Annotated in this window: 23 protein-coding genes and 1 pseudogene; 15 read left to right on the top strand and 9 right to left on the bottom strand. The window is 65.9% G+C overall.

Going from position 1 to position 23631, the window contains the following annotated elements; genetic code table 11:
* The first annotated feature begins 66 nt into the window (after positions 1-66).
* The 3 genes from BMX07_RS19720 to BMX07_RS19710 all read left to right on the top strand — a co-directional run bounded on the left by BMX07_RS19720 (position 67) and on the right by BMX07_RS19710 (position 2196).
* Positions 67-927, top strand: a complete 861-nt coding sequence (locus tag BMX07_RS19720) for an SDR family oxidoreductase (protein WP_090621316.1) — start codon at positions 67-69, stop codon at positions 925-927.
* 83 nt (positions 928-1010) lie between these two features.
* Positions 1011-1394 carry a nascent polypeptide-associated complex protein gene (locus tag BMX07_RS19715; protein ID WP_090621313.1) on the top strand — a complete coding sequence of 128 codons (384 nt, stop codon included), beginning with the start codon at positions 1011-1013 and terminating at the stop codon, positions 1392-1394.
* Between the two features lie 7 nt (positions 1395-1401).
* Complete coding sequence (locus BMX07_RS19710; protein WP_090621311.1) at positions 1402-2196, top strand: methyltransferase domain-containing protein; 795 nt, start codon at positions 1402-1404, stop codon at positions 2194-2196.
* A gap of 512 nt (positions 2197-2708) precedes the next feature.
* Here BMX07_RS19710 and BMX07_RS19705 read toward each other — a convergent pair.
* Together BMX07_RS19705 and BMX07_RS19700 are read right to left on the bottom strand one after the other, a co-directional pair.
* Positions 2709-3017: a transcription factor S gene (locus BMX07_RS19705; protein WP_090621309.1), complete on the bottom strand. Its 309-nt coding sequence runs from the start codon at positions 3015-3017 to the stop codon at positions 2709-2711.
* A 96-nt stretch (positions 3018-3113) separates the two neighbouring features.
* Positions 3114-3368 (bottom strand): DUF5789 family protein, encoded by a 255-nt coding sequence (locus tag BMX07_RS19700; protein ID WP_090621307.1) that lies wholly within the window; start codon positions 3366-3368, stop codon positions 3114-3116.
* 115 nt (positions 3369-3483) lie between these two features.
* Between BMX07_RS19700 and BMX07_RS19695 the strand changes: the two genes are divergently transcribed.
* The 3 genes from BMX07_RS19695 to BMX07_RS19685 all read left to right on the top strand — a co-directional run bounded on the left by BMX07_RS19695 (position 3484) and on the right by BMX07_RS19685 (position 6631).
* Positions 3484-4773 (top strand): MFS transporter, encoded by a 1290-nt coding sequence (locus BMX07_RS19695; RefSeq protein ID WP_090621305.1) that lies wholly within the window; start codon positions 3484-3486, stop codon positions 4771-4773.
* Between the two features lie 105 nt (positions 4774-4878).
* Entirely contained in the window at positions 4879-6042 is a 1164-nt protein-coding gene (locus tag BMX07_RS19690; RefSeq protein ID WP_090621303.1) for an epoxide hydrolase family protein, read from the top strand.
* Positions 6043-6130: 88 nt separating this feature from the next.
* Positions 6131-6631 (top strand): DUF5797 family protein, encoded by a 501-nt coding sequence (locus BMX07_RS19685; RefSeq protein ID WP_090621301.1) that lies wholly within the window; start codon positions 6131-6133, stop codon positions 6629-6631.
* A gap of 21 nt (positions 6632-6652) precedes the next feature.
* Here the strand turns inward: BMX07_RS19685 and BMX07_RS19680 are convergent, their stop codons facing one another.
* The 3 genes from BMX07_RS19680 to BMX07_RS19670 all read right to left on the bottom strand — a co-directional run bounded on the left by BMX07_RS19680 (position 6653) and on the right by BMX07_RS19670 (position 9221).
* Positions 6653-7723: a DUF5787 family protein gene (locus BMX07_RS19680; RefSeq protein WP_090621297.1), complete on the bottom strand. Its 1071-nt coding sequence runs from the start codon at positions 7721-7723 to the stop codon at positions 6653-6655.
* 133 nt (positions 7724-7856) lie between these two features.
* Entirely contained in the window at positions 7857-8546 is a 690-nt protein-coding gene (locus BMX07_RS19675) for a DUF4013 domain-containing protein (RefSeq protein WP_090621295.1), read from the bottom strand.
* A gap of 240 nt (positions 8547-8786) precedes the next feature.
* Positions 8787-9221, bottom strand: a complete 435-nt coding sequence (locus BMX07_RS19670; RefSeq protein ID WP_090621293.1) for a bis(5'-nucleosyl)-tetraphosphatase — start codon at positions 9219-9221, stop codon at positions 8787-8789.
* 171 nt (positions 9222-9392) lie between these two features.
* Between BMX07_RS19670 and BMX07_RS19665 the strand changes: the two genes are divergently transcribed.
* The 4 genes from BMX07_RS19665 (at position 9393) to BMX07_RS19650 (ending at position 13252) form a co-directional block, all read left to right on the top strand.
* Positions 9393-9728: an uS10/mL48 family ribosomal protein gene (locus tag BMX07_RS19665; RefSeq protein WP_090621291.1), complete on the top strand. Its 336-nt coding sequence runs from the start codon at positions 9393-9395 to the stop codon at positions 9726-9728.
* A gap of 250 nt (positions 9729-9978) precedes the next feature.
* A complete protein-coding gene (locus BMX07_RS19660; protein WP_090621289.1) occupies positions 9979-10527 on the top strand; it encodes a DUF302 domain-containing protein in 549 nt (182 codons plus the stop codon).
* A gap of 90 nt (positions 10528-10617) precedes the next feature.
* The gene (locus tag BMX07_RS19655) at positions 10618-11892 is read left to right on the top strand and encodes an amidohydrolase (RefSeq protein WP_090621287.1); all 1275 of its coding nucleotides are present in this window, start codon (positions 10618-10620) and stop codon (positions 11890-11892) included.
* Between the two features lie 124 nt (positions 11893-12016).
* Positions 12017-13252: a M48 family metallopeptidase gene (locus BMX07_RS19650; protein WP_090621284.1), complete on the top strand. Its 1236-nt coding sequence runs from the start codon at positions 12017-12019 to the stop codon at positions 13250-13252.
* A gap of 387 nt (positions 13253-13639) precedes the next feature.
* Here the strand turns inward: BMX07_RS19650 and BMX07_RS19645 are convergent, their stop codons facing one another.
* Positions 13640-15046 carry a geranylgeranyl reductase family protein gene (locus BMX07_RS19645; RefSeq protein ID WP_090621282.1) on the bottom strand — a complete coding sequence of 469 codons (1407 nt, stop codon included), beginning with the start codon at positions 15044-15046 and terminating at the stop codon, positions 13640-13642.
* A 246-nt stretch (positions 15047-15292) separates the two neighbouring features.
* On the opposite strand from BMX07_RS19645, the gene BMX07_RS19640 reads away from it, so the two are divergent.
* The 3 genes and pseudogenes from BMX07_RS19640 (at position 15293) to BMX07_RS19635 (ending at position 16191) form a co-directional block, all read left to right on the top strand.
* Positions 15293-15592, top strand: coding sequence for a hypothetical protein (locus tag BMX07_RS19640; protein ID WP_245742175.1), 300 nt, complete (start codon positions 15293-15295; stop codon positions 15590-15592).
* 8 nt (positions 15593-15600) lie between these two features.
* Positions 15601-15747 (top strand): annotated as a pseudogene (locus BMX07_RS25305) (RNA-guided endonuclease TnpB family protein); the annotation flags it as partial.
* 111 nt (positions 15748-15858) lie between these two features.
* Positions 15859-16191, top strand: coding sequence for a 2Fe-2S iron-sulfur cluster-binding protein (locus BMX07_RS19635; protein ID WP_090621278.1), 333 nt, complete (start codon positions 15859-15861; stop codon positions 16189-16191).
* Between the two features lie 6 nt (positions 16192-16197).
* Here the strand turns inward: BMX07_RS19635 and BMX07_RS19630 are convergent, their stop codons facing one another.
* Positions 16198-17382, bottom strand: a complete 1185-nt coding sequence (locus tag BMX07_RS19630; RefSeq protein WP_090621276.1) for an MBL fold metallo-hydrolase — start codon at positions 17380-17382, stop codon at positions 16198-16200.
* An 83-nt stretch (positions 17383-17465) separates the two neighbouring features.
* Between BMX07_RS19630 and BMX07_RS19625 the strand changes: the two genes are divergently transcribed.
* Entirely contained in the window at positions 17466-18101 is a 636-nt protein-coding gene (locus BMX07_RS19625; protein ID WP_090621274.1) for a rubrerythrin family protein, read from the top strand.
* 115 nt (positions 18102-18216) lie between these two features.
* Here BMX07_RS19625 and BMX07_RS19620 read toward each other — a convergent pair whose 3' ends face one another.
* Positions 18217-22005, bottom strand: a complete 3789-nt coding sequence (locus tag BMX07_RS19620; protein WP_090621271.1) for a right-handed parallel beta-helix repeat-containing protein — start codon at positions 22003-22005, stop codon at positions 18217-18219.
* A 94-nt stretch (positions 22006-22099) separates the two neighbouring features.
* On the opposite strand from BMX07_RS19620, the gene BMX07_RS19615 reads away from it, so the two are divergent.
* Positions 22100-22885 carry a helix-turn-helix transcriptional regulator gene (locus BMX07_RS19615; protein WP_090621269.1) on the top strand — a complete coding sequence of 262 codons (786 nt, stop codon included), beginning with the start codon at positions 22100-22102 and terminating at the stop codon, positions 22883-22885.
* Between the two features lie 26 nt (positions 22886-22911).
* On the opposite strand, the gene BMX07_RS19610 is transcribed toward BMX07_RS19615, so the two are convergent.
* Positions 22912-23598 (bottom strand): hypothetical protein, encoded by a 687-nt coding sequence (locus BMX07_RS19610; RefSeq protein ID WP_090621267.1) that lies wholly within the window; start codon positions 23596-23598, stop codon positions 22912-22914.
* Positions 23599-23631 lie beyond the last annotated feature (33 nt).

Here is a 23631-nt window from a genome sequence, read left to right as displayed (position 1 = left end):
ACGTCGGTTGCGGGTCCGGCCGTTTGAAATACATTATTACCAGACGGGTGGTAGTACCTAGCACAGATGCTACGAAAACCGGATTTGAGCGGCCAGACCGCATTCATTACGGGGACGACGCGGGGCATCGGAAAAGCGCTCGCGCTCGCGCTCGCCGAACAGGGCTGTAACATCGTCTCGACGGGCAAGACGGTCGACGACTCGGACTCCGACCTCGAGGGGACGATCCACCGGACGGCCGACGAGTGCGCCGAGAAAGGCGTCGACACGCACGCGATCCAGTTGGACGTCCGCGACGAGGACGCCGTCGACGCGGCCGTCACGGAAGCGATCGACGAGATGGGCGAGATCAACATCGTCATCAACAACGCCTCGGCGATCCAGATGGGGGGCGTCGAGGACCTTCCGGCCAACCGGTACGACCTCCTGAACGAGGTCAACGTGCGCGGCACCTACCTCGTCTCGCGGGGCTTCATCGACCACCTCCGGGACGTCGAGGAGGACGCCTGGATTCTGACGAACGCGCCGCCGGTCGAGATCGATCGCGCGCCGGGGAAGTCGGCCTACGCCTGGTCGAAGATGGGGATGTCCTTCGTCACGCTGTCGCTAGCGCAGGAACTGGCGAGCGACGATATCGGCTGCAACTCCTTCTGGCCGGTGACGGCCATCGATACGCGCGCGACCCGCTACTTCGAGATGGGGACCGAAGACGACTGGCGGACGCCGGAAATCGTCTCGGATACCGTCCTGGAGATCCTGAACCGCGACCCCGCCGAATTCACCGGGAACCGCGTCTACGACGAGGATTTCCTCCGTGAGGCCGGCGTCGAGGACTTCTCGACGTACAATCTGACCGACGGCGACCCGGCACCGATGTCGGCACAGCTCTTCGATCCGAGCTACTCACGCCCCGAAGGCGGGTCGTAGCGCCGGATCGGACGGAGACCGTCGTCTCCCTCGCCGTCGAGCGAACGACAAAGTAAAAGGTCGCCGGTGGCGACGTGCCGAGTATGTTCGGAGGAGGCGGCGGCGGACTCAACCCGCGCAAGATGGAACAGATGATGGAACAGATGGGCATCGACGTCGAGGACATCGACGCCGAGGAGGTCATCATCCGCACCGACGAGTACGACCTCGTATTCGACGACGCCGAGGTCACCAAGATGGACGCCCGCGGACAGGAGACCTACCAGGTCATCGGCTCGCCCGAAGAGGTCGAAGCCGGCTCGGCCGGCGGGAGCGCCGACGACGCCGGGAGCGATGCCGGCCCGTCGATCCCCGACGAGGACGTCGAACTCGTCGCCACGCGTGCCGGCGTGAGCGAGGACGAGGCCCGCGAGGCCCTCGAGGACAACGACGGCGATCTCGCCGCGGCAGTCGGCTCCCTCGAGTGACGCGCACGTGAGCGGATCCGACAGCGCGGACGACGACGCAGTCGACGACGAGACGGCACCCGACGGCGACCGCGTGCCGGTCCTGCTCGTCCGCGGCGACCGCGAGTACCTCGTCGAACCGGGCGACGAGATGGGAACCGACCTCGGCGTGCTCGAGGTCCCCCCGGACGTGCAGTCCGGCGACACCCTCGAGACGCATCTGGGCGACGAGTTCCAGGTGCGTCGACTGCGCGGCCCGGACCTCTTTCACCACTTCGAACGGACGGGCGCGCCGATGGTCCCCCGCGACATCGGGCTGGTGATCGGCGAGACGGGGATCGCCCGCGGCGACCGGGTGCTCGACGCCGGCACCGGAACGGGCGTGCTCGCGGCGATGATGGCCCGCGCCGGCGCGTCGGTCGTGACCTACGAGCGCGACGCCGACTTCGCCGACGTCGCTCGCGAGAACATGGCGCTCGGCGGCGTCTCGGACGCCGTCGACGTCCGAACCGGCGACGTGTTAGCGGAGATCGACGACCTCGAGCCGTCGTCGTTCGACGTGCTGACCCTCGATACGGGCGACGCGCCCGCGATGGTCGAGCACGCGCCGGACTTGCTCGTCGACGGCGGCTTCGTCGCGGTCTACAGCCCCTTCATCGAGTCGACGCGCGAGGTCGCGGAGACGGCCCGCGAAGTCGGCCTGTCGAACGTCACTACTCGAGAGACGATTCAACGCGAGATGCAGTTCGACGAGCGGGGGTCGCGGCCGACGACCGCACCGGTCGGCCACACCGGTTATCTGACGGTCGCGCGCAACGAGTAGCATACCGCGTATTCACGTGTCGTTTTCCTTGCGGACCCTCGCTACTGATTTCGGTATCACTTCGTGGAGTAGTATCGAGATCAAAAAGGCGACTAGCACTATCCGATAGACGGAGAGGCCGATGGTCGAATCTACGTAAATGAGGGCCAGTGCAACGATCGGGGCTCCGATTAGCGATCGTATTCGAGAAGAGACCGTATTTTCCCCGATCGTTCTACGTTTTCCCTCGGTCCGGTACGATACATAACCGATTCAACACGTCGATTCAATAGTGGCTTGATCGAGAGCGCGGTGGCCGGGAGCGGGCTCCGAACATCGTGAGGAAACCGCGACTCGGGGGAGGGCAGGCCGTCACCCGACAGCGGCCGCGAGCGAAGCCGACGGCTGAGCGAGCGGGCCGACGACCGACCTGTAAGGGAGGGAGGAGTGCTTTTGATCGAAATTTTGCCGAGGGACATCGCGAGCGAAGCGCTCAGTGCTTCGCTCGCGGTAGACCGCAGCGCAAAATTTCGTTAGTTGTCGTCCTCGCGCCACTTGTGCTCGCACTCGGTGCAGATAAAGAAGCGCGTCTCGGACTCGTCGGCCGACCGGATCTGTTGCATGTACCAGTGGGCGCGGCCGTTGCCGCACTCGGGACAGATCGCGTCGGTTTCGGGGAGGGAGGTCTCGCCGGAGGACTCGATGATCTCGCTGGCCTCCTGATCGTCGGTGACGGTGTACTGGGCGGCGTCGCCCTTCGGCTTCGTGAAGCCACAACTCCCGCACTCCCAGCTGCCGTCGTCGGCTTTCATCATCGAACCGCATTCGTCGCAGAATTCCATCGTTGTCCGGGCTACGGTGGTCGAGCGACTTAAGGAACCTGTTTACGATCGTTCTCCCGCGTCGACGTCGCTCCCGTCGTGGAGCGCTTCCCCCACTTACCCCTCGCCTTCCGACTGATACGGCTCGCCGACCGCCTCCCGCGGGAGGACGTTGTTGAGCTCCGACCCGAGATCGGCGGCCGACTCGAAGCGGTCGGTCTCGCTTCGTTCGATCAGCGCGCCAAGGTTTCGCTCGCCGTCCGCGAGCAGGAGCGTGACGTCCGCGAGCTCGGTCGCGGCCCGGTCGTTCGTGACGGGGTACTCGAGTTCCTCGAAGACGGATTCGACGCGGCTGAGTTTGACCTCGGTCATGGACGGAGAAACGGTGGCCAGCGGCTTGTACCTCTGTAGGGGCCGCGCGGAGTATCTCGATATCATACATTTCGATTCGAAACTATAATCGGGCGGGATACTGCACCTAGAGTCGATGCGGAGAGTCGTCGATCGGGGTATCGCGCCGTTCGTCGTGGATCGACGGGTGCTCGCGCTGGCGGGTGCCCGGATGGCGGACGGGATCGGGAACTCGTTTCTGATCATCGTGATCCCACTGTACGTGAGCAGCGGGATCGTGAGCGGGACGGCGTTCGGCCTCGGCGAGTCGATGATTACCGGGCTGATCCTCTCGCTTTTCGGCTTTCTCAACAGCAGCTTTCAGCCGCTTACCGGCCGCCAGTCGGACCGGCGGGGGCGGCGCAAGCCGTTCATTCTGGTCGGGCTCGCCGGCCTCGCGACGACGAACGTGGCCTACGTCTTCGCGGAGACCTACGTCTCCCTGCTGGTCATTCGCGGGCTCCAGGGTATCAGCGTTGCCTTCATCATTCCGGCGTCGATCGCGCTCGTCAACGAACTCGCGGCGACCGGCAATCGCGGCGGGAATATGGGCGTCTACAACACGTTCCGGCTGATCGGCTTCGGTGCCGGCCCGGCGGTGGCCGGAGCGGTCGTCAGTCTCGGCCCGTACGTACTCCCCGGTAGCGTCCACGTCTCCGGATTCGACGCCGCGTTCTACATCGCGGCGATCACGGCGACGACCAGCTACGTGCTGGTGACGGTACTGGTCTCCGACGCCGACTCGACGGCCGCGAACGCCGGTGCCGATCTCTCGATCCCGATCCTCGATCGGTCGGGCACCAACCTGCTCGACCCCGTCTTCACGCTCGGTGTCGCCTCGTTTTTCATGGCGACCTCGATCGCGCTGTTTTCGACGATCCAGCCGCAGGTCAACGTCCGCCTCGAGCAGGGGGCGACCTGGTTCGGCCTCCAGTTCGCGGCCTTCATCATCGCGCAGGTCGCCCTCCAGACGCCCATCGGCTGGGCCTGTGACCGGTACGGTCGCCGGCCGTTCATCGTCGCCGGGATGACGTTACTGATCCCGACGACGCTCGTGCAGGGGTTTCTCTTCTCGTCCGTGCTGATGTTCGTGGCCCGGCTGTTTCAGGGGGTCGCCGCCGCGATGGTGTTTGCCCCGTCACTGGCGCTCGCGGGCGACCTCGCCAGCGAGGGCGAGTCAGGCTCGAAGCTGTCGGTGCTCACGATGGCCTTCGGCTACGGCATCGCGGCCGGCCCGCTGTCGTCGGGCGCGCTGGTCAGGTTCGGCTTCGAAGTCCCGTTCGTCTTCGGGACCGTCCTCGCCGCGTTCGGAACGATTCTGGTCTACACGCAGGTCGAAGAGACGCTCGAGACGACGGCCTCGGTGCCGGTCGTCGGGAGCGACTGAGTCCGCGCGCCGCCACACTACTTTGTGGCGGGGCCGAGTTGCGGACGGTATGCGAGTAGTTCCCAACGGAGTTCGGACGGGACGGGCGGGAATCGAGGGATCACCATGACGACGGACGGCGACGACTCGATTCGGCCGTTCGAGGTGACGGTCGATCGAGACGACATCGACGATCTGCGAGCGCGACTCGACCGGACGCGCTGGCCCGATCAGCTTCCCGACGCCGGATGGGCGTACGGAACTGAACTGGAATTCCTTCGGGGGCTCTGCGAGTACTGGCGCGACGACTTCAACTGGTCGGCGTTCGAGGCTCGACTCAACGCGTTCGATCAGTACGCGACGACGATCGACGGCCAGCCGCTGCACTTCTATCACGTGCGCTCGCCCGAACCCGACGCGACGCCGCTCGTCCTGAGTCACGGCTGGCCGGGTTCCGTCGCAGAGTTCCTCGACGTCCTCGGGCCGCTCGCGGACCCGGCGGCCCACGGCGGCGATCCGGCGGACGCGTTCCACGTCGTCGCCCCGTCGCTCCCGGGATTCGGATTCTCCGGTCCGACTCGAGAACGGGGATACGACGTTCCGCGGGTGGCCGACGCCGTCGCCGAACTGATGGCGCGACTCGGCTACGACCGGTACGTCGCACAGGGCGGCGACTGGGGCGCACTCGTCACTGCGCTCCTGGGTGCGAACTACCCCGACCGCGTGGACGCGATCCACACGAACATGCTGTTTCTGAACCCGTCGTCGCTCGAGGCCGACGACCCGACGGCCCTGCTCGACGAGCAGGGGCTGGCCGATTACCGGGAGACCGCGGAGTTCCGCGACGAGGAGACGGCGTACCACGAGATACAGGCGACGAAACCGCAGAGTCTGGCGTACGGGCTCACCGACTCGCCGGCCGGACTCGCGGGCTGGATCGGGGAGAAGTTCCGTACCTGGAGCGACTGCGGCGGCGACCTCGAGTCCCACATCGGTCGCGACCGCCTGCTCGACAATCTCAGCGTCTACTGGCTCACGGAGACGATCAATTCCTCGATGCGGATCTACTACGAGACCGACGTCGGCGCAGCGACGCCGGACGCCGTCGACGTCCCCACCGGTCACGCCCGCTACCCGGCGGAGGTGTACAAGACGCCTCGCGTCTGGGCGGAGGAGGTCTACGATATCACCTACTGGAACGACATGCCGGACGGCGGCCACTTCGCGGCGATGGAGGTACCCGACCTGTTCGTCGAAGACCTGCGGTCTTTCGTCGGCGAGATCGGGTAACGATGCGCGAGGCGGCGGGCCCGATTGAGAGCCACGCGACCGTGCCGGGACGCAACGCAAAAGTACCGGATACGCATACGGTTCGACGATGACGCTCTCGGAGGAGGCCAAAGGACGGTTGGCGGACGTCGTGGAGCTACAGCCGACGAAGAATTCCGAGCTCCAGGACCGATGGGGGATGGACAGCGGCAGCGAGGTCCACCAGTACCTCGAGAACGAGCTCGGGGACTACTACTTCCGGGACGACAACAGCCTGATCCGGGCGACCGGGGAGGCGGCCGAGTTGGTCGACGTCGAGCCGGGGATCGAGAGCGATCCCGACGACGGGGCCCCCTCAAAGATCCGCGTGCCCGAGTTACAGGCGCGGATCGTCGCGGTACTCGCCGGCCCCGACGAACCGTCCGAGAGCGTCGTCTCGGTGCTCCACAACCTCCGCGACGAGTACGATATCGATCCCAGCGCAGAGGACGTCCGGTCGGGGCTCCAGAGCCTGCGCCGCAAGGACGTCGTCGCGGTCGAGTACCGCACCGTCCCCACGTTCCGACTGGCCGTCGAGCGCGACGACCTCGAGGTCGCCGTCTCCGACTGATCGTTCGCACTCGACCCGGCGCTACAGCCCCGGTCGCCGTCGCCGTCTGCGCTCCTCGAGGACCCGTTGCGATCGTTGTCCGGGTCCGCCCTCGATCGGCCAGCCGCGGGTGCGCCAGGTCGGCGGCTCCGGTTCGAACGCGGCACAGGAGCCGGCACACTCGGCGGCCGTCTGGCACCGGCCCTTGGCGGCGCAGTACGGCAGCGCCTGCCGTGGATCGCGAGCCCGTAACTCGAAGTAGCGACAGTCGGAGCGCATCGTGTCGACGAACGAGCGCCAGCCGCGTTCGTAGGCGCGTTCGGCGATCGCGAGCCGTTTCGTGGCCTTCGTCCCGGGATCGACGTACTCGAAGCGGGCGGCCGATCCGTCCCGCGGCCCGCCGTCGGGCCGCTCGAGGATTCGGGTTCCCGACTCCGAGACTGCGAGCGAGCGGGGATACCACTCGACGTCGGCGGTCAACGCCGCGGGGTCGAGTGCGAGGATACCCGCCTCGATCGGCAGGTCCTCGAGGAGTGCGGGTTCGACGCGCTCGCCCGTCTTCCGGGTCGCAACCCAGACCTCGTCGGCCAGCCCGACCGCGACGTCGTACTCGAGTTGCGAGCCGAGCGCGCGGGCGGCGCTGGCGTCGAGATCCGGTTTGTTCTCGATCGCGACGATTCGCTCGAGCCAGTCCGGATAGTCCCACCTGCGCCGGATTTCGATGCGGTTGCCGTTCTTCCGCGTCTCGAGGATCCCGCGGTCGTCGGCGCGGTGGATCGCCTCGCGGACGTACCGCCACGGATAGCCGGGGTGTGGGAGCGCGTCGCGGTAGTAGGTCCACTCGGCCGGGGCGTTCCGGACGACGTGGAGCAGGTCGCCGTCGAGCCGGTCCGGACCGAAGTTCGCACGCCGGCGGAGGGCGTCGGGATCGCACTCGAGGACGATGGTGTCCCAGCGGCGACGCTTGGTTCCGAGCTGCCGGGCGACGACGATGGTGTCGTCGCCGTCGGTCTCGGTCTTGGCTTCGGTTTCGGCTCCCGGCGGCCACTCGCGTTCGGCCCACCGGCAGGTCCGGAGTTCGAACCCGAATTCGCTCTCGGTTTCCCGATGCACTGTCCGCAGTAGGGTCGCGGCCGGTATGTGTGCTACGGTGCGTTCGTCCCGGTTTCGGCGCTCATCACGAGCGTCGGGATCGAACCGCCATCGACGACGAAAATGAATCCTGACGGCTGCGTTCGACCCGAATTTAGATCGACGACGGAGCCGAAGCGGAGCGCGACGTGCTCGTCAGTCCGACCTTCGCGAACGCACTGCCGAACATGCGGAAGATCGCGACGTTCGCGTAGAACCCCACGAACGGCACGAGTACCGTTCCGACGACGGTAAACACCAGGATCGTGTTGACGATCATGAGAACGACGGCGACGGCCATCGGGAAGAGCACCGCCGCCAGATACTCCGTGCTGAGGAGTATGGGCTTGATCGCGTTGATGTCGAACGCCGCGCCGATCGATCCCTCGCGGGCGTAGTTGGTCAGCCCCGCCGGAACGATGTAGTAGATCAGCAGCATCAGCGGAATGATCGCGAACATCGTCATGAAGCCGAGACCGGCGATCAGTCCACCGCCGTCACCGCCGATCCCGGCCCCGACGCCGATCAGGCCGAACACGACGACCGAATACACGATCGTCGGAACGATCGCGTAGGCCAGCCCGATTACCGTCCCGATCGCACCCTTCACGAAGAGGTCGCCCCAGTCGTTGAACTCCGGCGGTTCGTCCTCCCCCGCGATCGTCTTCTCGAGCACCCGTACCCAGTATCCCATCAGAATGAATATGGGAAACAGCAGAACTGAGAGGAACGAGAGTACCCCACCGATGAGTATTCGTCCGATCCAATCGCCTCGAACCGGATACGAAAGTCCGTCTTCTAACATGTTGTTTCGACCACACCGAGGGGACTCATCCAGAGTAATAAATTCTTTCGGCTGATAGGTCACGGAGACGTAAATAAAATATCGAATTACATTTTAATCAGATATGCGGCCAACGGGGTCTCCGGTCGAGAGCCTCGGCTCCGTGCATCAGTCGAGCGTCGGCGACGGCCGACAGAGAGCGACAGTAGTCTGACATCCCGTCACACATCGCCAATTACGTCGACGGGCGGTCGAGACCGGCTATTCTTCGTCCTCCTCGCGTTCGTCCAAGAACTGGTGGGCGTCCTCCAGGATCTCTCGAGGGCCGTCCTGCGTGACGGTGTTGACCGCCTGTTCGTAATCGCGCCACTGGAGGTCGCGATGTTCGTTCGAGAGTTCCGCGCTCGCCTCGAACGACTTCGCGATGAAGAGGTGAACGGTCTTGTGGATCGTCTTGCCGTTCGCCTCGAAGACGTAGTCGTAGTCCTTGCGGAACCCGTCGAGTAGTCGGAACTGTTCGATACCTGCCTCTTCCTTTATTTCGCGGATCGCCGTCTGCTGTAGTTCTTCGTCTCCTTCGACACCGCCCTTGGGAAACTCCCAGTCGCCTGGGCGGCTCTTGAGTAGAAGATACTCGCGCCGGCCCCGCGTATCGCGGAAGAGGATCGCGCCTGCGCTCGTAGCTTCGACTGCCATTAAGTAGGCTAACAGGTGCGACGTTAAGAGAATATCGGACTGTTCGTCCAACGGACACTGATTCCGGCCGCGACGAACGGTCGACCGCAATCGTTCCCCGTCAGTGATCGGTCTCGCCGCGTCTCAGCAGGTTTTTACGCGCCGACCGTGGACGTGTTCGACAGACCAGCCATGACCTTCGTCACCCGTCTCACGCTGCAGAGCGGCGATCGCGCCGCGCTCGATGGCATCGTCGAGGACATCAAAACCACCGCGGAACGAAAGGGCGCAGCGCTGAAAGGCCCCCACTCCCATCCGCCGGAACGGCTCTCGGTCCCGCAGCGCTGTCGGCTTCACGCCGACGACGATCGTCGCTTCTCCTCGTGGGAGTACACCGTCTTCACTCGCGAACTCGAGATTCACGGCCACGACGACCTCGCGCGCAACATCGCCTCGCAGAACTTCCCCGACTCGGTCCACATCGAAGCCGAAGTCGAGCAGATCCACGGCGCTGGCCGCGGGAACTGAAGCTGCGGGTCTCGCTCGAGCGCCCGTCACTGCCGACGCTCTCCACGGCGCTCTCTGCGATCTATCCGACAGCGTCGACCGCCGGAGTGACCCTCGAGCCCGTGGAGAGTCGGAGTGCTGGGGTCCGGCCACACGACTCGCCGTCCGCTACCGGACGGATCATCACCTATCGTTTCAACGGCACAACGTTCGGTTGTGGATCGAAATGACCGGTGCTACTACTGCGTGCCGTCTCGTGTGCCGATCCGGTATGACACGCGACTCGGACGGAACGGCGCGTCGGCGGTTCGTTCAGCTACTCGGGGCCAGCACAGCGGCCGGGACCGGCGTTTCGACGACGGCTGCGGCCGCCGGCGCGTCCGCCAGGACCGCTCAGACCGACGACGGAAGCGCTGCTGACGGCACCGACTCGGGGCTCGTTACCGTCGAAAGTAACGCGAACTTCGAAACGACGGTATCCCGCGTCGAAGCGGTGCTCGAGGCCAGCGGGGTGGCGCTGTTGACGACCGTCGATCACGCGGCGAACGCGGCGTCGGTCGAGCAGTCGCTCCCGCCGACGACGCTCTTCCTCTTCGGGAATCCGGCCGCCGGAACGCCGCTGATGCAGGCGGAGCGATCGGTCGCGATCGACCTGCCGCAGAAACTGCTGGTCTGGGAGGACGGCGGCGACGTCTTCCTGACGTACAACGACCCGCAGTATCTCGCCGCCCGACACGGACTCGACGCCGCCGACGAACAGCTGGCCATGGTCGGTGAGGCCCTCCAGCAACTCGTCGCCGCGATCGCCGGCGGCGAGTAGCCGACCCGCGCCCGGGGCGACCCGGTCTCGACACCGATTCCGCCCGAACGTAGCGGCAGAGCTTTTTACCGTTCCCGACGAGGTGGGGATATGACGGCCGACGACCTCGTCTCGCTGCGCCGAGACCTGCACCGGAAGCCGGAACCCGCCTGGCGGGAGTTCTACACCACTGCACGAATCGTCGACGAACTCGAGGCCCGACTCGGCGACGACCTCGCCGCCCTCCACGTCGGACCGGCGGCCATCGCGGGCGACCACCGGATGGCAGTTCCCGACGACGCCGAACTCACCCACTGGTACGAACGGGCCCGCGACGCAGGTGTCGACGACGACGTTCTCGAGCGGCTCGAGGGCGGGTACACGGGCGCGGTCGCCGTCCTCGAGCGCGGGACGGGGCCGACCGTCGGGCTCCGGGTCGACATCGACGCCCTGCCGCGGTCGGAGTCGGACGACCCCGCCCACCGGCCCGTCGCCGAGGGTTTCCGCTCCGAACACGACGGCGCGATGCACGCCTGCGGCCACGACGCCCACGCGACGATCGGGATCGGCACGCTCGAGGCGGTCGCAGAGAGCGACTTCTCGGGGACGCTGAAGGTGTTCTTCCAGCCGGCCGAGGAGGTCGTCGGCGGTGGGAAGCCGATGGCCGAGAGCGAGCACCTGCAGGACGTCGACGCTCTGCTCGCAGTGCACATCGGCCTCGATCACCCGACCGGCGAGATCGTTGCTGGAATCGACGGCTTTCTCGCAGTAGCGCACGTCGAGGCGGCGTTCACGGGCGAGTCGGCCCACGCCGGCGGCCACCCCGAACAGGGGCGGAACGCGGTCCAGGCGATGGCGACGGCGGTGCAGAACCTCTACGGGATCCCCCGGCACAACGACGGTGCGACGCGGGTCAACGCGGGCGTCGTCGAGGGCGGCAGCGCCGCCAACGTCATCCCCGACGAAGCCAGGATCGTGGCCGAGGTTCGAGGGGAGACGACCGAACTCATGGAGTACATGAAACGGCGAACCCGTCGGGTGCTCCGGAGCGCCGCCGAGATGCACGACTGCGAGGTCGAGATCGAGATCGGAGCCGAAGCCCCGAGCGCGACGAGCGATCAGGCGCTCGTCTCGATCGTAGCCGACGTTGCGGACGACACGGCAGGGGTCGACACCGTCCTCGAGCGCGACGAACTCGGGGGCAGCGAGGACGCGACGTTCCTCATGCGAGCGGTCCAGGAAAACGGCGGCACCGCCTGCTACGTCGGCGTCGGCACCGACCACCCCGGCGGCCACCACACCGCGACGTTCGACGTCGACGAGGACAGTATCCAGCACGGCATCGATACGCTCGCGGGAACCATCGAACGCCTCGGCGATCGGTAGCCGTCGCCGACTCGAAATGTTCTTGGAAATCGGACCCTGACGAATAGCTGACAGTGAGTCGCTCCGGACGAGTTGGCCGTCGGTACTCGCCAGTCGGGGCCGCTACGTTCGGAGGTGGCGGTCGATGATCGGCTCGACGCGGGTCCGGTTCGGACTCTGGCTGCGAATGGCCCTCGCGGTCGCGCTGGTCGCGCTCGGGCAACTCGTCGTCGTCGCCTTCGAATTCGGCGTCGTCACGGTCATGGCAGCGCTCGTCCTGCTGTGGCTCGAGCGGTGGCTCGCGGTCGCGTTTCTCGGCTCGCTGGCCCTCACCGTGCTGTTCGTCTGTTGGCACCTCCTCGCGGCCGCGACCCGACGGCTCTATCCCTCGCGGACGGTCTCGGATCGGATCGCCCACGACGGGGTTGCCGGCGCGGTCGAACGCGCCGGCGAGGCACTGCTGCTCTCGCGAACGAGCGGGAGTCGGCTGCGACACCTCGCGGTGCTCGCCGGCGTCCTCGTCGGCTCGTTCGCCGGGTTCGCCCTCGCCGAAACGATCGCGTGGCGCTCGATCGTCGATCCGATCCACGCGGCGGCCGTCATCGGCGTCCTCGTGGTACTGTCGCACCTGGTCTGGATCGGGCACGGCGAACGTACCGCCGACGCGGCCGCGCTCCGCGAGGTCGAGGACTCGGTTCGCGTGCCCGAACGCCCGACGGCCGAACTCGAGGAGCGGCGGGTCGCCGTCCAAGCTCGTATCGATCGCCTGTCACAGCAGGCCGGCGTGCCGTCGCCGGCGGTCCGCCTCGGAACGTCTCCGACGCCAACCGCCGCGACCGTCGGCTACCGTCCCGACAGTTCGACGATCGTCGTCTCGCAGGGCCTCGTCGACATCCTCGACGACCGGGAGCTAGACGCCGTCCTCGCACACGAACTCGCTCACCTCCAGCACTGGGACGCAGCCGTCGTGACGGCCCTGTCGATACCGGCGGCCCACGCGGACGCGCAAATCGAGCGCTACAACGCCAACCCGTTCGTCGCCGTTCCCGCCGGGCTAATCATCGGCCTCGTCAATTGGTGCGTCGCAGTCGTGTCCCGCTATCGCGAGTACGTCGCCGATCGAGGCGCGGCCGCACTCACGGGCGATCCCGCGGCGCTGGCGGCCGCCCTCGAGACGCTCGATACCGAACTCGACCGACGTCCCACGAACGACCTCCGCGAGCGCCGCTCCACGGCGGCGTTCTCGATCGTCCCGCCGCCGTGGGAGGAACACCGCTTTTTCGACCGCACCCGGCGGTTCGTCGCCCGTCGGATCTTCGGGTCCCATCCCCCCACTGAAAAACGGATCGAACGGCTCAGAAGCATCGTCGAGGGTTTGTAACCGGTAAACTGGATGTCGTCGGGCCGTCCCCAACGCCCGGTTAGGCGTCCGTCACGGACGTGACCAATAAGAAAATCGAAATTCCCGAACGACGTAGCATGCTCACGAGAATTGGTATCCTAGAATAGACCAGACTCGTTCTGTAATCGAGTGACAATCGGTTGCTCGAGGGGATTGATCGAACGCTAACTGGCCGGGAGCGGGCTCCGAGCATCGCGAGGAGCCTGCGACCCGGGGGAGGGCAGGCTATTCACCGAACCCTGCCGCGAGCGGGTCGACGACTGACACGGAGTGAACGACGTGAACGGAGAGGAAGGAGGAGTGCTGTTGACCGAAATTTTACCGAGAGCGGGGCTAAGCCGCGCTCGCAGAGTACAATTTCGTTGCTTAGTATTTGGGGTCCGCTCCGGTCGTCTCGTAGACCTGCTCCATCAGTTCGTCGCGCCGGTCCTGCCACCCCGCGAGGCCGTCGGGACTGGTCGGATAGTTCTCGTAGTGGGAGAGCAACTCGTCGGCGCGACGCTTGGTCCGGTAGAGGTTCCAGATGGTCCCCCAGTGACCGCGGCTCTTGAGGAGCGCCTCGAGTTTGAGTTTGAGCCCGATGTCCGTACTGCCCGAGTACAGCGCCTCGGCGAGCTTGTCGCCGGGCATCGCGGCGAGCAGCCCCATCAGGTCGTCGACGTCGACGGCCGTCGAGAGGATGTTGTAGACGTCCAGCGCGGCGTAGCGCGCGCCGAAGTGATCCATCACCTTCTCGTTGTACTCCCAGAGCGTGTCCTCGCCGTAGTCGCCGGTCTCGAGGGCCTCGATGGCCCGCTCGGCGGCGTACTTGCCGCCGTAGGCTGCGCCGGCGATGCCGCCGCCGGTCGTGGGGTTGACGTGGCCCGCGGCGTCGCCGATGGCCATGTATCCCGGATGCACGGCGGAGTCGTAGGGTCGTCGGGTCGGCAGCGCCGCACCGAGTTTGTCCTCGACCTCCGCGCCGTCGAACTCGGGGCGGTTCTCGAGGTCGCGCTTGAGGTCGTCGACGAGCTGCATCGGTTCCTCGGTCATCTGGAAGCCCAGCCCGGCGTTGATCTCCGTCTCGGTGCGCGGGAAGTACCAGAGGTAGCCCGCGGCCCGCTCGGTCGGTTTGAAGACGAGCGCGTCCGACCACTCGACGGGCTCCTCGACGTGGACGATTTCGCGGTAGGCCGAACAGAAGTGGCTGTAGTTGACGTTCGTGTCGAACGTCGAGTCGGAGAAGTCGACGTTGTCCTGCAGCACCGACAGCGAGCCCGCGGCGTCGATGACGATGTCGGCCTCGTACTCGATCGCCTCCCCCTTGCGAACCGTCTCGACGCCCGTGACGCGGCCGTCGTCTGCCTGAACGACGTTTTTGACGACGGTATCGTAGTGGAAGTCGACGCCGGCGTCACCCGCGCCGTCGATGATCCGCCGGCCGTACTCCCAGCGGTCGATGACGGCGAGCTCGCCGGGAACCGGAATCTCGAGGACGGTGTCCTCCTGGGGGATCTCGAACCGACCGTGATCGACGCCCGTGTTGGTGAAGGCCGGCTCGAGCTTCGACTTCGGGATCGCCTCGGGGAAGGCGTCGGCACCCTTCAGCGCGTCGCCGCAGGCGATGTGGCCCGCCTCCTCCTCGTCCTTTCGCTCGAGGACGACGACGTCGTACCCCTCCCGGGCGATGGTCGCTGCGGCGTAGCACCCTGCGGTTCCGGCACCGACGACGACCGCATCCGGCGACTGGGTCGTCGCGGTCGCGGCGGTAGCCGACTGCTCCTGCGTACTCATACCAACACTGTGAACACCGCGATAAGAAAACGTTTTATGGTCGTCTGTTTCCGGGCTGCCGCCGAAACCCCGCGTCTGAGACGCGAGATCGGCGATAGTAGCCACTGAAACGAGTGACTCACGAACCGCGACGGAGTCGTGCGATGAGGCGTGCAGTGATACCGTGGGAAAACATTTTAGTATTTCTATACGTAATTACCGATTGCAATGCCCGAAAACACCTCTGGGCGGTCTCGACGTGATATCTTGAAAACGACTGCTGGCACGTTGGCGGTCGGTGTTGGATCAGTCGCTGCCGCCGGCTCCGCCAGTGCGTCGCACTCCGGAATCGGTGTCGGCGATCAGGTACAGGTCTGGGGAGACGCCAACTGGGTTCCCGGCTGGGAAAACGGCGATCGAAGCGGTGACTGGGAGAAGATCTACCACTCCTGGGCCGGATACGTACAGGAAACGAACACCGACGACGGAACGAACGTGTACAAAGTCGACTGGCACAAGCTGGACCAGGACTGGTGGGTCGCGGAAACGTTTGTTCGAGAGATTTAGATCTCGGTCGTGGGTTGGAGCGGTTAGGGGTGGTTCACTCCGAGGGGACGCCCGTGGAGACTGCAGCCGCTGCGGACGCCGAGTCGGTGTCTGCAAGCCGCATCGTGGAAGCGAGAAGTCCCTGCCTCGTGGAGCCAGCGAACGCTGGCGAGTAGGCAGGGGATAGCTCACTTGCGAGACGAGCACCCGATCACGGAATTTCTTCAGTCGGAGCAGACAGTAGTGACACATAAAAGGTTTTACGCAGGTCTTCCGTACCGAGGCGTATGACGGAGTACACCATCGAGTTCGTCGGGACGGGTGAGACGATCACCTGCACCGACAAGGAGACGATCCTGAGTCGGTGTCTCGAGGAGGGCATCGCACAGGAGTACTCCTGCCGAGTCGGGATGTGTCTGGCGTGTTCGGCCGAGATCGTCGAGGGCGAGGTCACCCAGCCCGCCGCTCGCGGACTGACGGAGGAGGAGGCCGAAACCTACGCGCTGACCTGCATGGCGCGACCGCAGTCGGACCTGAAACTCGACCGCGGGAAGTACCCGCCGAGCATCGAAGGCGATCTCACCGGCGGCGCAACCGACGGCGCGGTCGCGGACGACTGACGGCGGTCAGTCGGCGACAGCGCAGTTGTTCGGGCCGAGTTCGAGTTCGAACGCCGTCTCCTCGTCGACCGCCTCGAGGCCGAGGTTCGCTGCAACGATGCGGTCGTGGTTGGCCGGTCGCGGCGGGAGGTCGCTCGTGGCGTGGGCGACGAACTCGGCTTCGTCCATCGAGAGCGCGTCGAGCCGGGTGCGGAGCGTCGCGAGTGTCGTCGCGTACGTTCCGTCGGCCCGCGGTTTGGCACCGTCGCTGTAGTGTCCCGGCGCGATCATCGTCTCGTCCGACTGCGCGAGGATTCGATCCTGAATGCTCTCGTACAAGCGTCGAGCAGCGTCGGCTGCACCCTCGTCGCCGCGTTCCAGATCCGGCCGGCCGACGCCTTCGAGAAACAGTGTGTCGCCGGTGTACAGGGTGTTCGAGTCGCCGCCCTCGAGGCGAAGCGAGATCGATTCGGTCGTGTGACCTGGCGTCGCCAGCACGCTCAGCGTCGCGTCGCCGACGCGGAGTTCGTCGCCGCCCTCGAGTGTGGTGGCGTCGAACGCGAGCCCGCGATCCGTCGCGCCGGCCGGGACGACCGCCGTGGCGGCGGTCCGGTCCGCGAGCGTGCGGACGCCGCTGACGTGGTCGGCGTGGACGTGCGTATCGATGGCGTATTTCAGTTCCGCGGCGTCCGCGGTGTCCGCGGCGTACCGGTCGGCGAACGCTCGAAGCGGATCGATCACCGCCGCCTCTCCGCCGCTGTGGATCGCGTAGGCGAGACAGCCGCTGGACGGGCGATCGTACTGGAGGACGGTGGCAGGAGCGTCGACCTCGAGTTCCCGGACCGTGTACAGTTCGGCCCACGCGTCCATCCCGCCGGCGAGGTTGTACGCCTCGACACCCGCCTCCTGGAGGAGGCCGACGGCGTGTGCGCTCGCTTCCCCGCGGCCACAGACCGCGAGGATCGGTTCCTCGAGGTCCGCCACGAGGTCGGTGACGCCGCCAGTGGCCTGCGCCTGGATGAACTTCGTGTGTGGAATCTGCACGGCGTCGACCTCGTCGCCGGTGAGGTGCCAGCGGTCGAACTCGTCGCGGTCGCGGACGTCCAGGACGGACAGCTCGTCGCCGGAGCGCAGTCGTTCGGCCAGCGCGTCGGGGGCGATCGAGGGGGTGTCGTCGGCCGGTAGATCGTCGGCACCGCTCCGATCTGTCATATCGGTGGCTACGCGTTCTCGGCGGTTAAAGTCGCGGGCGGACTAGCACCAACGTTCAACACGCACTGTGGTGTCGTTCCGGTATGGACGCCGCTGCGTTCCGCGACTCGATCGATGAATCGATGACCGTCGAACTCGAACGTCTCGGCTCGTCGAAGCTCCTCGTCGCGCTCACCGACGCCGACCTGACGGAGGAGACGGTCCTCCGGACCGCCGCGGCGAGCGAGCGGGCCGCGATGGAGACCCTCGAGACGTGGGCCGACGACGAGGAACACGACGGCGCTCGCCAGCTCTTCGGCGAGTATCGCGATCAGGAACGCGAACACTACGACCGGATTACGGCCATGCTCGAGGGCGAGCCGGCGTTCGACGCCGAGGAGCCCGATCCGATGCACGCGGAGCTTCGATCGCTCGAGTCGACGACGGCTCGCTTGGGCGGAATCGTGGGTCGAGCGCTGGTCGCCGACCGAACACACCTGCAACTGATAAACTTCTTCGTCAACGAAGGCGACGAGCGCCGCGCCGACGCCTTCCGAGAGCTCCGGACCGAAACGGCCGCGCAGGGCGACCGAGCGGCCGAGTTGCTCGAGGAGATCTGTACGGAGAGCGACGAGTGGGACCGTGCACGGGGGGTCGCCGAAGACGTGATCGACATCGCGTACGACGCGTACGCGGACTCGCTGGACGACCTCGGCATCGATCCGAAGCCGATCTGTTGAGCGGGAGCGGATCGGACCCCAGGGGACGTTCGGTGGATCGAGCGGCCGTCAAACGACCCGAAGAGAGCGCGGGCACGTCGTCCGGTCGATCGAGGCGGAACGAGACCGCGACGCGTTATCGCGCTCGCACGCGAGCCGCGAGTGCGATCAGCAGCGCGACCATTCCGACCGGTGCCCCGAAGCCGGGGGTTCCGTCGCTGTCGTCCTCGGGAACGGTTTCGTCGTTCGTGTCGTCCGTTTCGTTCGCCTCGTCCGTGTCACCGTCAGCGTCGTCGCCGGTCGTCCCATCGCCGTCTTCACCCTCGGTACCGTCGTCCGAGCCGTCGGCATCATCGCTATCGCCACCGTTCGATCCGTCCTCGGTGTCGTCAGCTTCACCGTCGTTCATTTCGTCGGCGGCGTCGTCCCCGTCATCACCGTCTCCGTCGTCCGCTGGCGGGCTCGAGTTACTCCCACCGCCGCTCGAGCCGCCGTCGTTCCCGTCGTTCCCGTCGCCGCCGTCGCTTCCGTCGTCGGAGCTGTCGTCGGTCGTCGAGGCCGAAATTTCGACGGTGCCGGCCGAGTAGTGCACGTCGAGGGAGACCAGCATTCCGCCGGCGGCGGTCCGGGCATCGAGCGTCGACTGCGTTCCCTGATAGGCGGCGGTGAGCTGATCCGGCTCGGTCACGTTCCACGCCGACAGCAGCGCGTCGGGGAGGAACGTCTCGTAGTAGCCGGTGTTGACCGCGCCATCGACCGTGTAGTGTGGACCGCCGACGCGCAGCGACAGCGTCGCCGGCTGGTCACCGGCGGCCTGGGTGTAGACCGGATCGCCGAACAGCTGTGCGTCCGTCGTGACGATCGCCCCGTCGAGCAGCGCGCGCTGGCCGGTCGGATACGCGTGCAGATCGTCGACGGCCATCGAGACCGTCACGTTGGTCCGGTCCGTGGCGGTGTCGCTGCCGCCGTCGGGCCAGTCGTCGAGGTCGGGCGTGGTGCAGGTTCCGTTGCCGTCACACTCCCAGATCGCTTGTGTTTCCACCGGACGCACCCGAATAACGAGATCGGTCGCGTTCGCGGTCGTCCCGTTCGGGGTTCGCTCCCAGCTCGTCACGTTCCCCGCGCCGAGCAGGAGACGCGGTTCAACGTTCTCGACGGTGAGGTCGATCTCGAACTCGGTAGTGCGGTCGACGCCGTTGTTCTCGAGGTCGTACCCGCCGTGTTCCGACGATCGGAGGTTGAGCTGAAGCATCGACTGATCGTCGAGCCACGCCTCAACAAAGGGGGTCGTGTGGGGAACAGTTCCGTTGGCTACGGTGATCGAATTGACGGTCACGTCGCTCGTGCTGTCGCCATCATCCGCGTTCTGCACCTCGACGAGCACGGAGTCGGTGACGTTCGCCGAGGAGACGTTTGCGATATGCTGGCCCACGTCGGCGTCCCCGGTCACGTAACTGAGTGAGATCGTCGTCGAGTTACCGCCCTCGAGCGTGACGCTCCGGTCGTCGACGTCGACGCCGTCGAGATCGAGCGTGATCGACTGGGTGGCGCTCACGTCGCCGACGTTCTCGATCGTCGCGTTCACCGCGAGCGTTTCGGTGGCTGCGACGGGGCTGTTGGACGACTCGATGACGACGTCGAAGGACGCCGGTGCGGTTCCGGTATCCGGTGCTACCAGCGGCAACTGATCGACGTGGCCGGTCTCGAACGTGTACGCAGCGGTACAGATACCGTCACCGCGGTCGGTACACGTCTCGCTGAAGCCGGTGCCGCTCTGGTTCGCCCAGTAGTTCCCGCCGATCGTGGCGCCGCCGACGACGTTCGTCCCCGCGGTGGCGGACGCGTTCCAGGTGGCGTTCGTCACGCCCGCCGGATCGTCGAAGACGACGTTCCGGGTGTTGTCGAAGTGGTTGTCGGACACGGAGAGGTTGTCGTACGGATCGGGCAGGTCGATACCGACGTCGTTGCCCGTGAGCACGTTCCCGTGAATCGTCCCGTTGAATCCGTTCCAGCCCAGTTCGATGCCGTTCTGGGCGTTATCCGTGATGGTGTTGTCGACGATGAGCGTGTCTTCCGCCTCGTTGTCGATCGTCACGCCGTCGCCGTTGTTGCCCGTAATCTCGTTGCCCGCGATCACGGCGTCATCGAAGTACCGCTGGGCGCGGAGACCGGGACCGTCGTTGTTCCGGACGACGCTGTCGCGGACGACGCTCTGTGCCGCCCGATAGAGGTCGATGCCGCCCCAGTTGTTGTCCGCGATCCTCGAGTTCGCGACGGTGACACGCACAGTTCCGAACTCGCCGTTCCGGACGCGGATGCCGTACCAGTCGTTCCCCGTGACCGTGACGTTCTCGAAGGTCGTATCCGGGGCCTCGCTGAGGAGGAAGCCGTGGCCGTCCGAGTTCGTGACGGTAGTGTTCACGACCGTCGCACCCGTCCCCTCGCGAAGCGACAGTCCCTCTCCGCCGTCGAAGCGACTGTCCGCGATCCGGGTGCGGTCGCTGCCGTCTCGGGTAGAGACCGCAACCCAGCTGGGCGTCGCATCGACGTTCCGGATCACCGTGTCGTCGGCGTACCGCATCATGACGTCCCGGCGATTGTTCTGGGCGAAGGCCACGTCGTCGATGACCGCGTTCTGGGTGCCGACGAGGCCGACCCACCCTGCGTTGGGGTCGACCGTCACGTCGGTTTCGTTGACGTGGTAGGCGACGGGGCGTCCCTCGACAGTGTTGGTCGCGTCGATGGTGTGCGAGATGCTACTCCAGTTCCCACCGGTGCCGATCTCGAGGTTGAATCCGTTCCCCGCCAGGGTATTCCCCGAGAGGGTGGCCTTGTGGGTTCCGAGGAGAATCCCGGCCCGTCGGGGGTAGACGCCGTTTCCTTCGATCTCGTTGTCGATGATTTCGTTGTCGGCACCGCCGCTCACCCAGAGCCCGTAGTCCGAGTTCCCGCCGTCGGTTCCGGTGATCGTGTTGTTCCCGAACTCGATCCGTTCGGAGTCGTCGATGTGGACCCCCGAGTTGCACTGCGTCCAGGTGTTGTTGGCGACGAGGTCGTCAGCGGCACCGTCGATCGACATCCCGTAACAGTCCGCGCCGGTGGCGTACCGGGAGCTCTCGTCGATCTCGTTGTTCGTGATCCGGTTCATCGGCCCGTTCGACCCGGAGAGGACGCCGAGCGAGCCGTCGACGACGGTGTTGTTGTCGACGAGAACGTCGCCGCTGTCGTCGATGTCGACGGACGGGGCCGTCTCCTCGAAGAAACTGTCACGGACGGTGACCTGCTGGGCGTCGATCACGATCACGCCCGCGTCGCCGGTGAACGTGCTGTCCCGAATCGTGTGACCGGAACCCTGGTAGATGTAGATGCCGTAGTCGTCGTTCGTACTTTCGAGGCCGGACACCTCGACCCCGGACCCGCCATCGATCCGGGTCCCGGCGTCGTATAGTCCGGACTGACCGTCGGTCGTGGCCTCCTCCACGGCGACGGTGGTGACGCCATCGAAGTGGAGGCCGTACTCTGTGTTCGAAATCGCAGTCACGTTCACGACGGCACCGTCGTCGCTGGCGTCGTAGTAGAGACCAGTCTCCCAGTCGGTCACGGTGAGGTTCCTCACCGTGACGTTGCGCAGACGTGCGGCGGCCGAGCCGTTGACGTACACGCCAATCGTACCGGAGCCGTCACTCCCGTCGATCGTGTGGCCCGCCCCCTCGAGAATCACGTTGCTCGATCGAATTTCGACGTGGACATCGGCCGAACTGTCCGCGGCGCTCTCGTTGATCACGTAACAGCCGGATTGATCGATCACGGCCGGCCCCGAAATCTCCGCACACGAGTCTGCCGCCGAGACGCCTCCCACGGCTCCGATCAGGACGACGAGTAACGCGCCCAGTACACCGATTCCCACCCCAAACCGTCGTTGCATGGCGGAACATCGAAGCAACCGTATCTATACTCATCCGCTGCACGGAATTCAACTCATGAAAAGGTTTTTGGCTGGAACATACCATGAGGGTGCAATGAACGCTGACCGGTCCGGGAGCGAACTCGAAGACGACCTCCTGGAACTGGTCCGGCGTCACGGAGTTTTCGAGGTCCTGGCCGACGACGCGCTCGAGAAACCCGAACTGGCCGCGGCGATCGAGGTATCGCCGGCGACGGCACACCGGATCATCGCGTCGTTTCGTGAGAACGCCTGGATCACGCGGACGGACGGCGGATACGCGTTGACGCCAGTGGGGAAACGGTTGGGGCAGGCGGTAGACGCCTACCGGTCCGCCGTCGTCGAGACGCGGCGGCTGGCACCGCTGTACGATTTGCTCTCGGCGTCCACGCTACCAGCTCCCGCCGACGCCGACTGGTTCGCCGACGCGACCGTCACGGTGGTCGACCAGCACGACCCCTACCAGCCGTTGAACCGATTTATCGACCTTCTCGCGGACACCGATTCGCTCCGCGGGTGCGACACGACGTCTGTCGCACCCACCTACGTCGACGACGTTCACGACCGTATCCTCGAGGGCATGTCGGTGGAAATCGTCTTCGAGCCGCCGGTGATCGACCGTCTCGTATCGGAGTACGACGACCTGACCGCGGAGGCCTTCGAGCGCGACAACCTCCGGCTCTGGGCCCGCGACGACCTCCCGTTCGGGCTGGCGCTGTTCGACGATCGGGTCGGGGTCGGCGGGTACGATCCGTCGGTCGGAATCCTCTCGGTCTTCGTCGACACGGGCGACCCCGACGCGTACGCGTGGGGCGAACAGCTGTTCGAACAGTATCGGTCGACTGCCGACCGGATCGTCTGACCGGTCGCGTCGATCGTCCCGCCGGCTCACTCCTCGATCGAGACGAGCCGCATCTCGACCGAGCGCGTGCCGTCGTCGTCGTAGTAGACGGTGTACGGTGCCAGCTCGAGTTCGGGCGAAAAGCAGCCTTCGTGGACTGTCGATCCGTCGACTTCGGTCACGGACGCGTAACAGTCGACGCCTGCGATCGTGTCCCGCTCCGTGATCGCGAACCGCATCGATCCGTCCGGTGACGAGTACGACCATTCGTTCCCGACCGTGAGGGTCTGCCCCTCGTACCGGGCCATCGTCGGCGAAAAGATCGTCGCGACGATGAACGGGCCTGCTGGCGTCATGAGCAACTGCCCCTGCAGATCGTCTTTCGACCCGGTCACCGTCGTTTCGAACTGCGTTTCCGCGGTATCGTACTGCAGGGCGACCGTCGCGCCGTCGTCGGTCACGTCCGTCACGTCCCAGACGAGCGTCCCCGACCCGTCGTCGGTCGAGTAGATCTCGTACGTGTACGTGACCGGCCGGTCGAACTCGAACGGGTTCCAGATCGCGTCGGCGGTATCTGTGTTACCGTCACCATCACGGGCACCGTCTCCGCGGTCGGCGGCCGGCTCGCCGGTCGTGGTATCGCCGACGCAACCGCTCAGTGATCCGATCGATGCGAGCCCGATCGCACAGAGCAGCCGCCGTCTCGAGGGCCGCCTCGTCGCACGTGAATGCATCCAGTAGCCGTTGGGCGGAGACCGCCTTGTACT

It is taken from the genome of Natrinema salaciae (genome assembly GCF_900110865.1).
In the GTDB taxonomy this organism is placed as follows: domain Archaea; phylum Halobacteriota; class Halobacteria; order Halobacteriales; family Natrialbaceae; genus Natrinema; species Natrinema salaciae.
Note: the sequence above shows the minus strand (reverse complement) of the source record. Positions and strands in the feature narration are given on the sequence as shown.

Coding starts and splice junctions, on each gene's coding strand:
- BMX07_RS19675 (WP_090621295.1), bottom strand. CDS start 8,546: ATGTTAGAAGACGGACTTTCGTATCCGGTTCGAGGCGATTGGATCGGA.
- BMX07_RS19695 (WP_090621305.1), top strand. CDS start 3,484: ATGCGGAGAGTCGTCGATCGGGGTATCGCGCCGTTCGTCGTGGATCGA.
- BMX07_RS19630 (WP_090621276.1), bottom strand. CDS start 17,382: ATGACAGATCGGAGCGGTGCCGACGATCTACCGGCCGACGACACCCCC.
- BMX07_RS19625 (WP_090621274.1), top strand. CDS start 17,466: ATGGACGCCGCTGCGTTCCGCGACTCGATCGATGAATCGATGACCGTC.
- BMX07_RS19690 (WP_090621303.1), top strand. CDS start 4,879: ATGACGACGGACGGCGACGACTCGATTCGGCCGTTCGAGGTGACGGTC.
- BMX07_RS19720 (WP_090621316.1), top strand. CDS start 67: ATGCTACGAAAACCGGATTTGAGCGGCCAGACCGCATTCATTACGGGG.
- BMX07_RS19645 (WP_090621282.1), bottom strand. CDS start 15,046: ATGAGTACGCAGGAGCAGTCGGCTACCGCCGCGACCGCGACGACCCAG.
- BMX07_RS19620 (WP_090621271.1), bottom strand. CDS start 22,005: ATGCAACGACGGTTTGGGGTGGGAATCGGTGTACTGGGCGCGTTACTC.
- BMX07_RS19635 (WP_090621278.1), top strand. CDS start 15,859: ATGACGGAGTACACCATCGAGTTCGTCGGGACGGGTGAGACGATCACC.
- BMX07_RS19670 (WP_090621293.1), bottom strand. CDS start 9,221: ATGGCAGTCGAAGCTACGAGCGCAGGCGCGATCCTCTTCCGCGATACG.
- BMX07_RS19715 (WP_090621313.1), top strand. CDS start 1,011: ATGTTCGGAGGAGGCGGCGGCGGACTCAACCCGCGCAAGATGGAACAG.
- BMX07_RS19615 (WP_090621269.1), top strand. CDS start 22,100: ATGAACGCTGACCGGTCCGGGAGCGAACTCGAAGACGACCTCCTGGAA.
- BMX07_RS19700 (WP_090621307.1), bottom strand. CDS start 3,368: ATGACCGAGGTCAAACTCAGCCGCGTCGAATCCGTCTTCGAGGAACTC.
- BMX07_RS19685 (WP_090621301.1), top strand. CDS start 6,131: ATGACGCTCTCGGAGGAGGCCAAAGGACGGTTGGCGGACGTCGTGGAG.
- BMX07_RS19660 (WP_090621289.1), top strand. CDS start 9,979: ATGACACGCGACTCGGACGGAACGGCGCGTCGGCGGTTCGTTCAGCTA.
- BMX07_RS19610 (WP_090621267.1), bottom strand. CDS start 23,598: ATGCATTCACGTGCGACGAGGCGGCCCTCGAGACGGCGGCTGCTCTGT.
- BMX07_RS19650 (WP_090621284.1), top strand. CDS start 12,017: ATGATCGGCTCGACGCGGGTCCGGTTCGGACTCTGGCTGCGAATGGCC.
- BMX07_RS19665 (WP_090621291.1), top strand. CDS start 9,393: ATGACCTTCGTCACCCGTCTCACGCTGCAGAGCGGCGATCGCGCCGCG.
- BMX07_RS19705 (WP_090621309.1), bottom strand. CDS start 3,017: ATGGAATTCTGCGACGAATGCGGTTCGATGATGAAAGCCGACGACGGC.
- BMX07_RS19655 (WP_090621287.1), top strand. CDS start 10,618: ATGACGGCCGACGACCTCGTCTCGCTGCGCCGAGACCTGCACCGGAAG.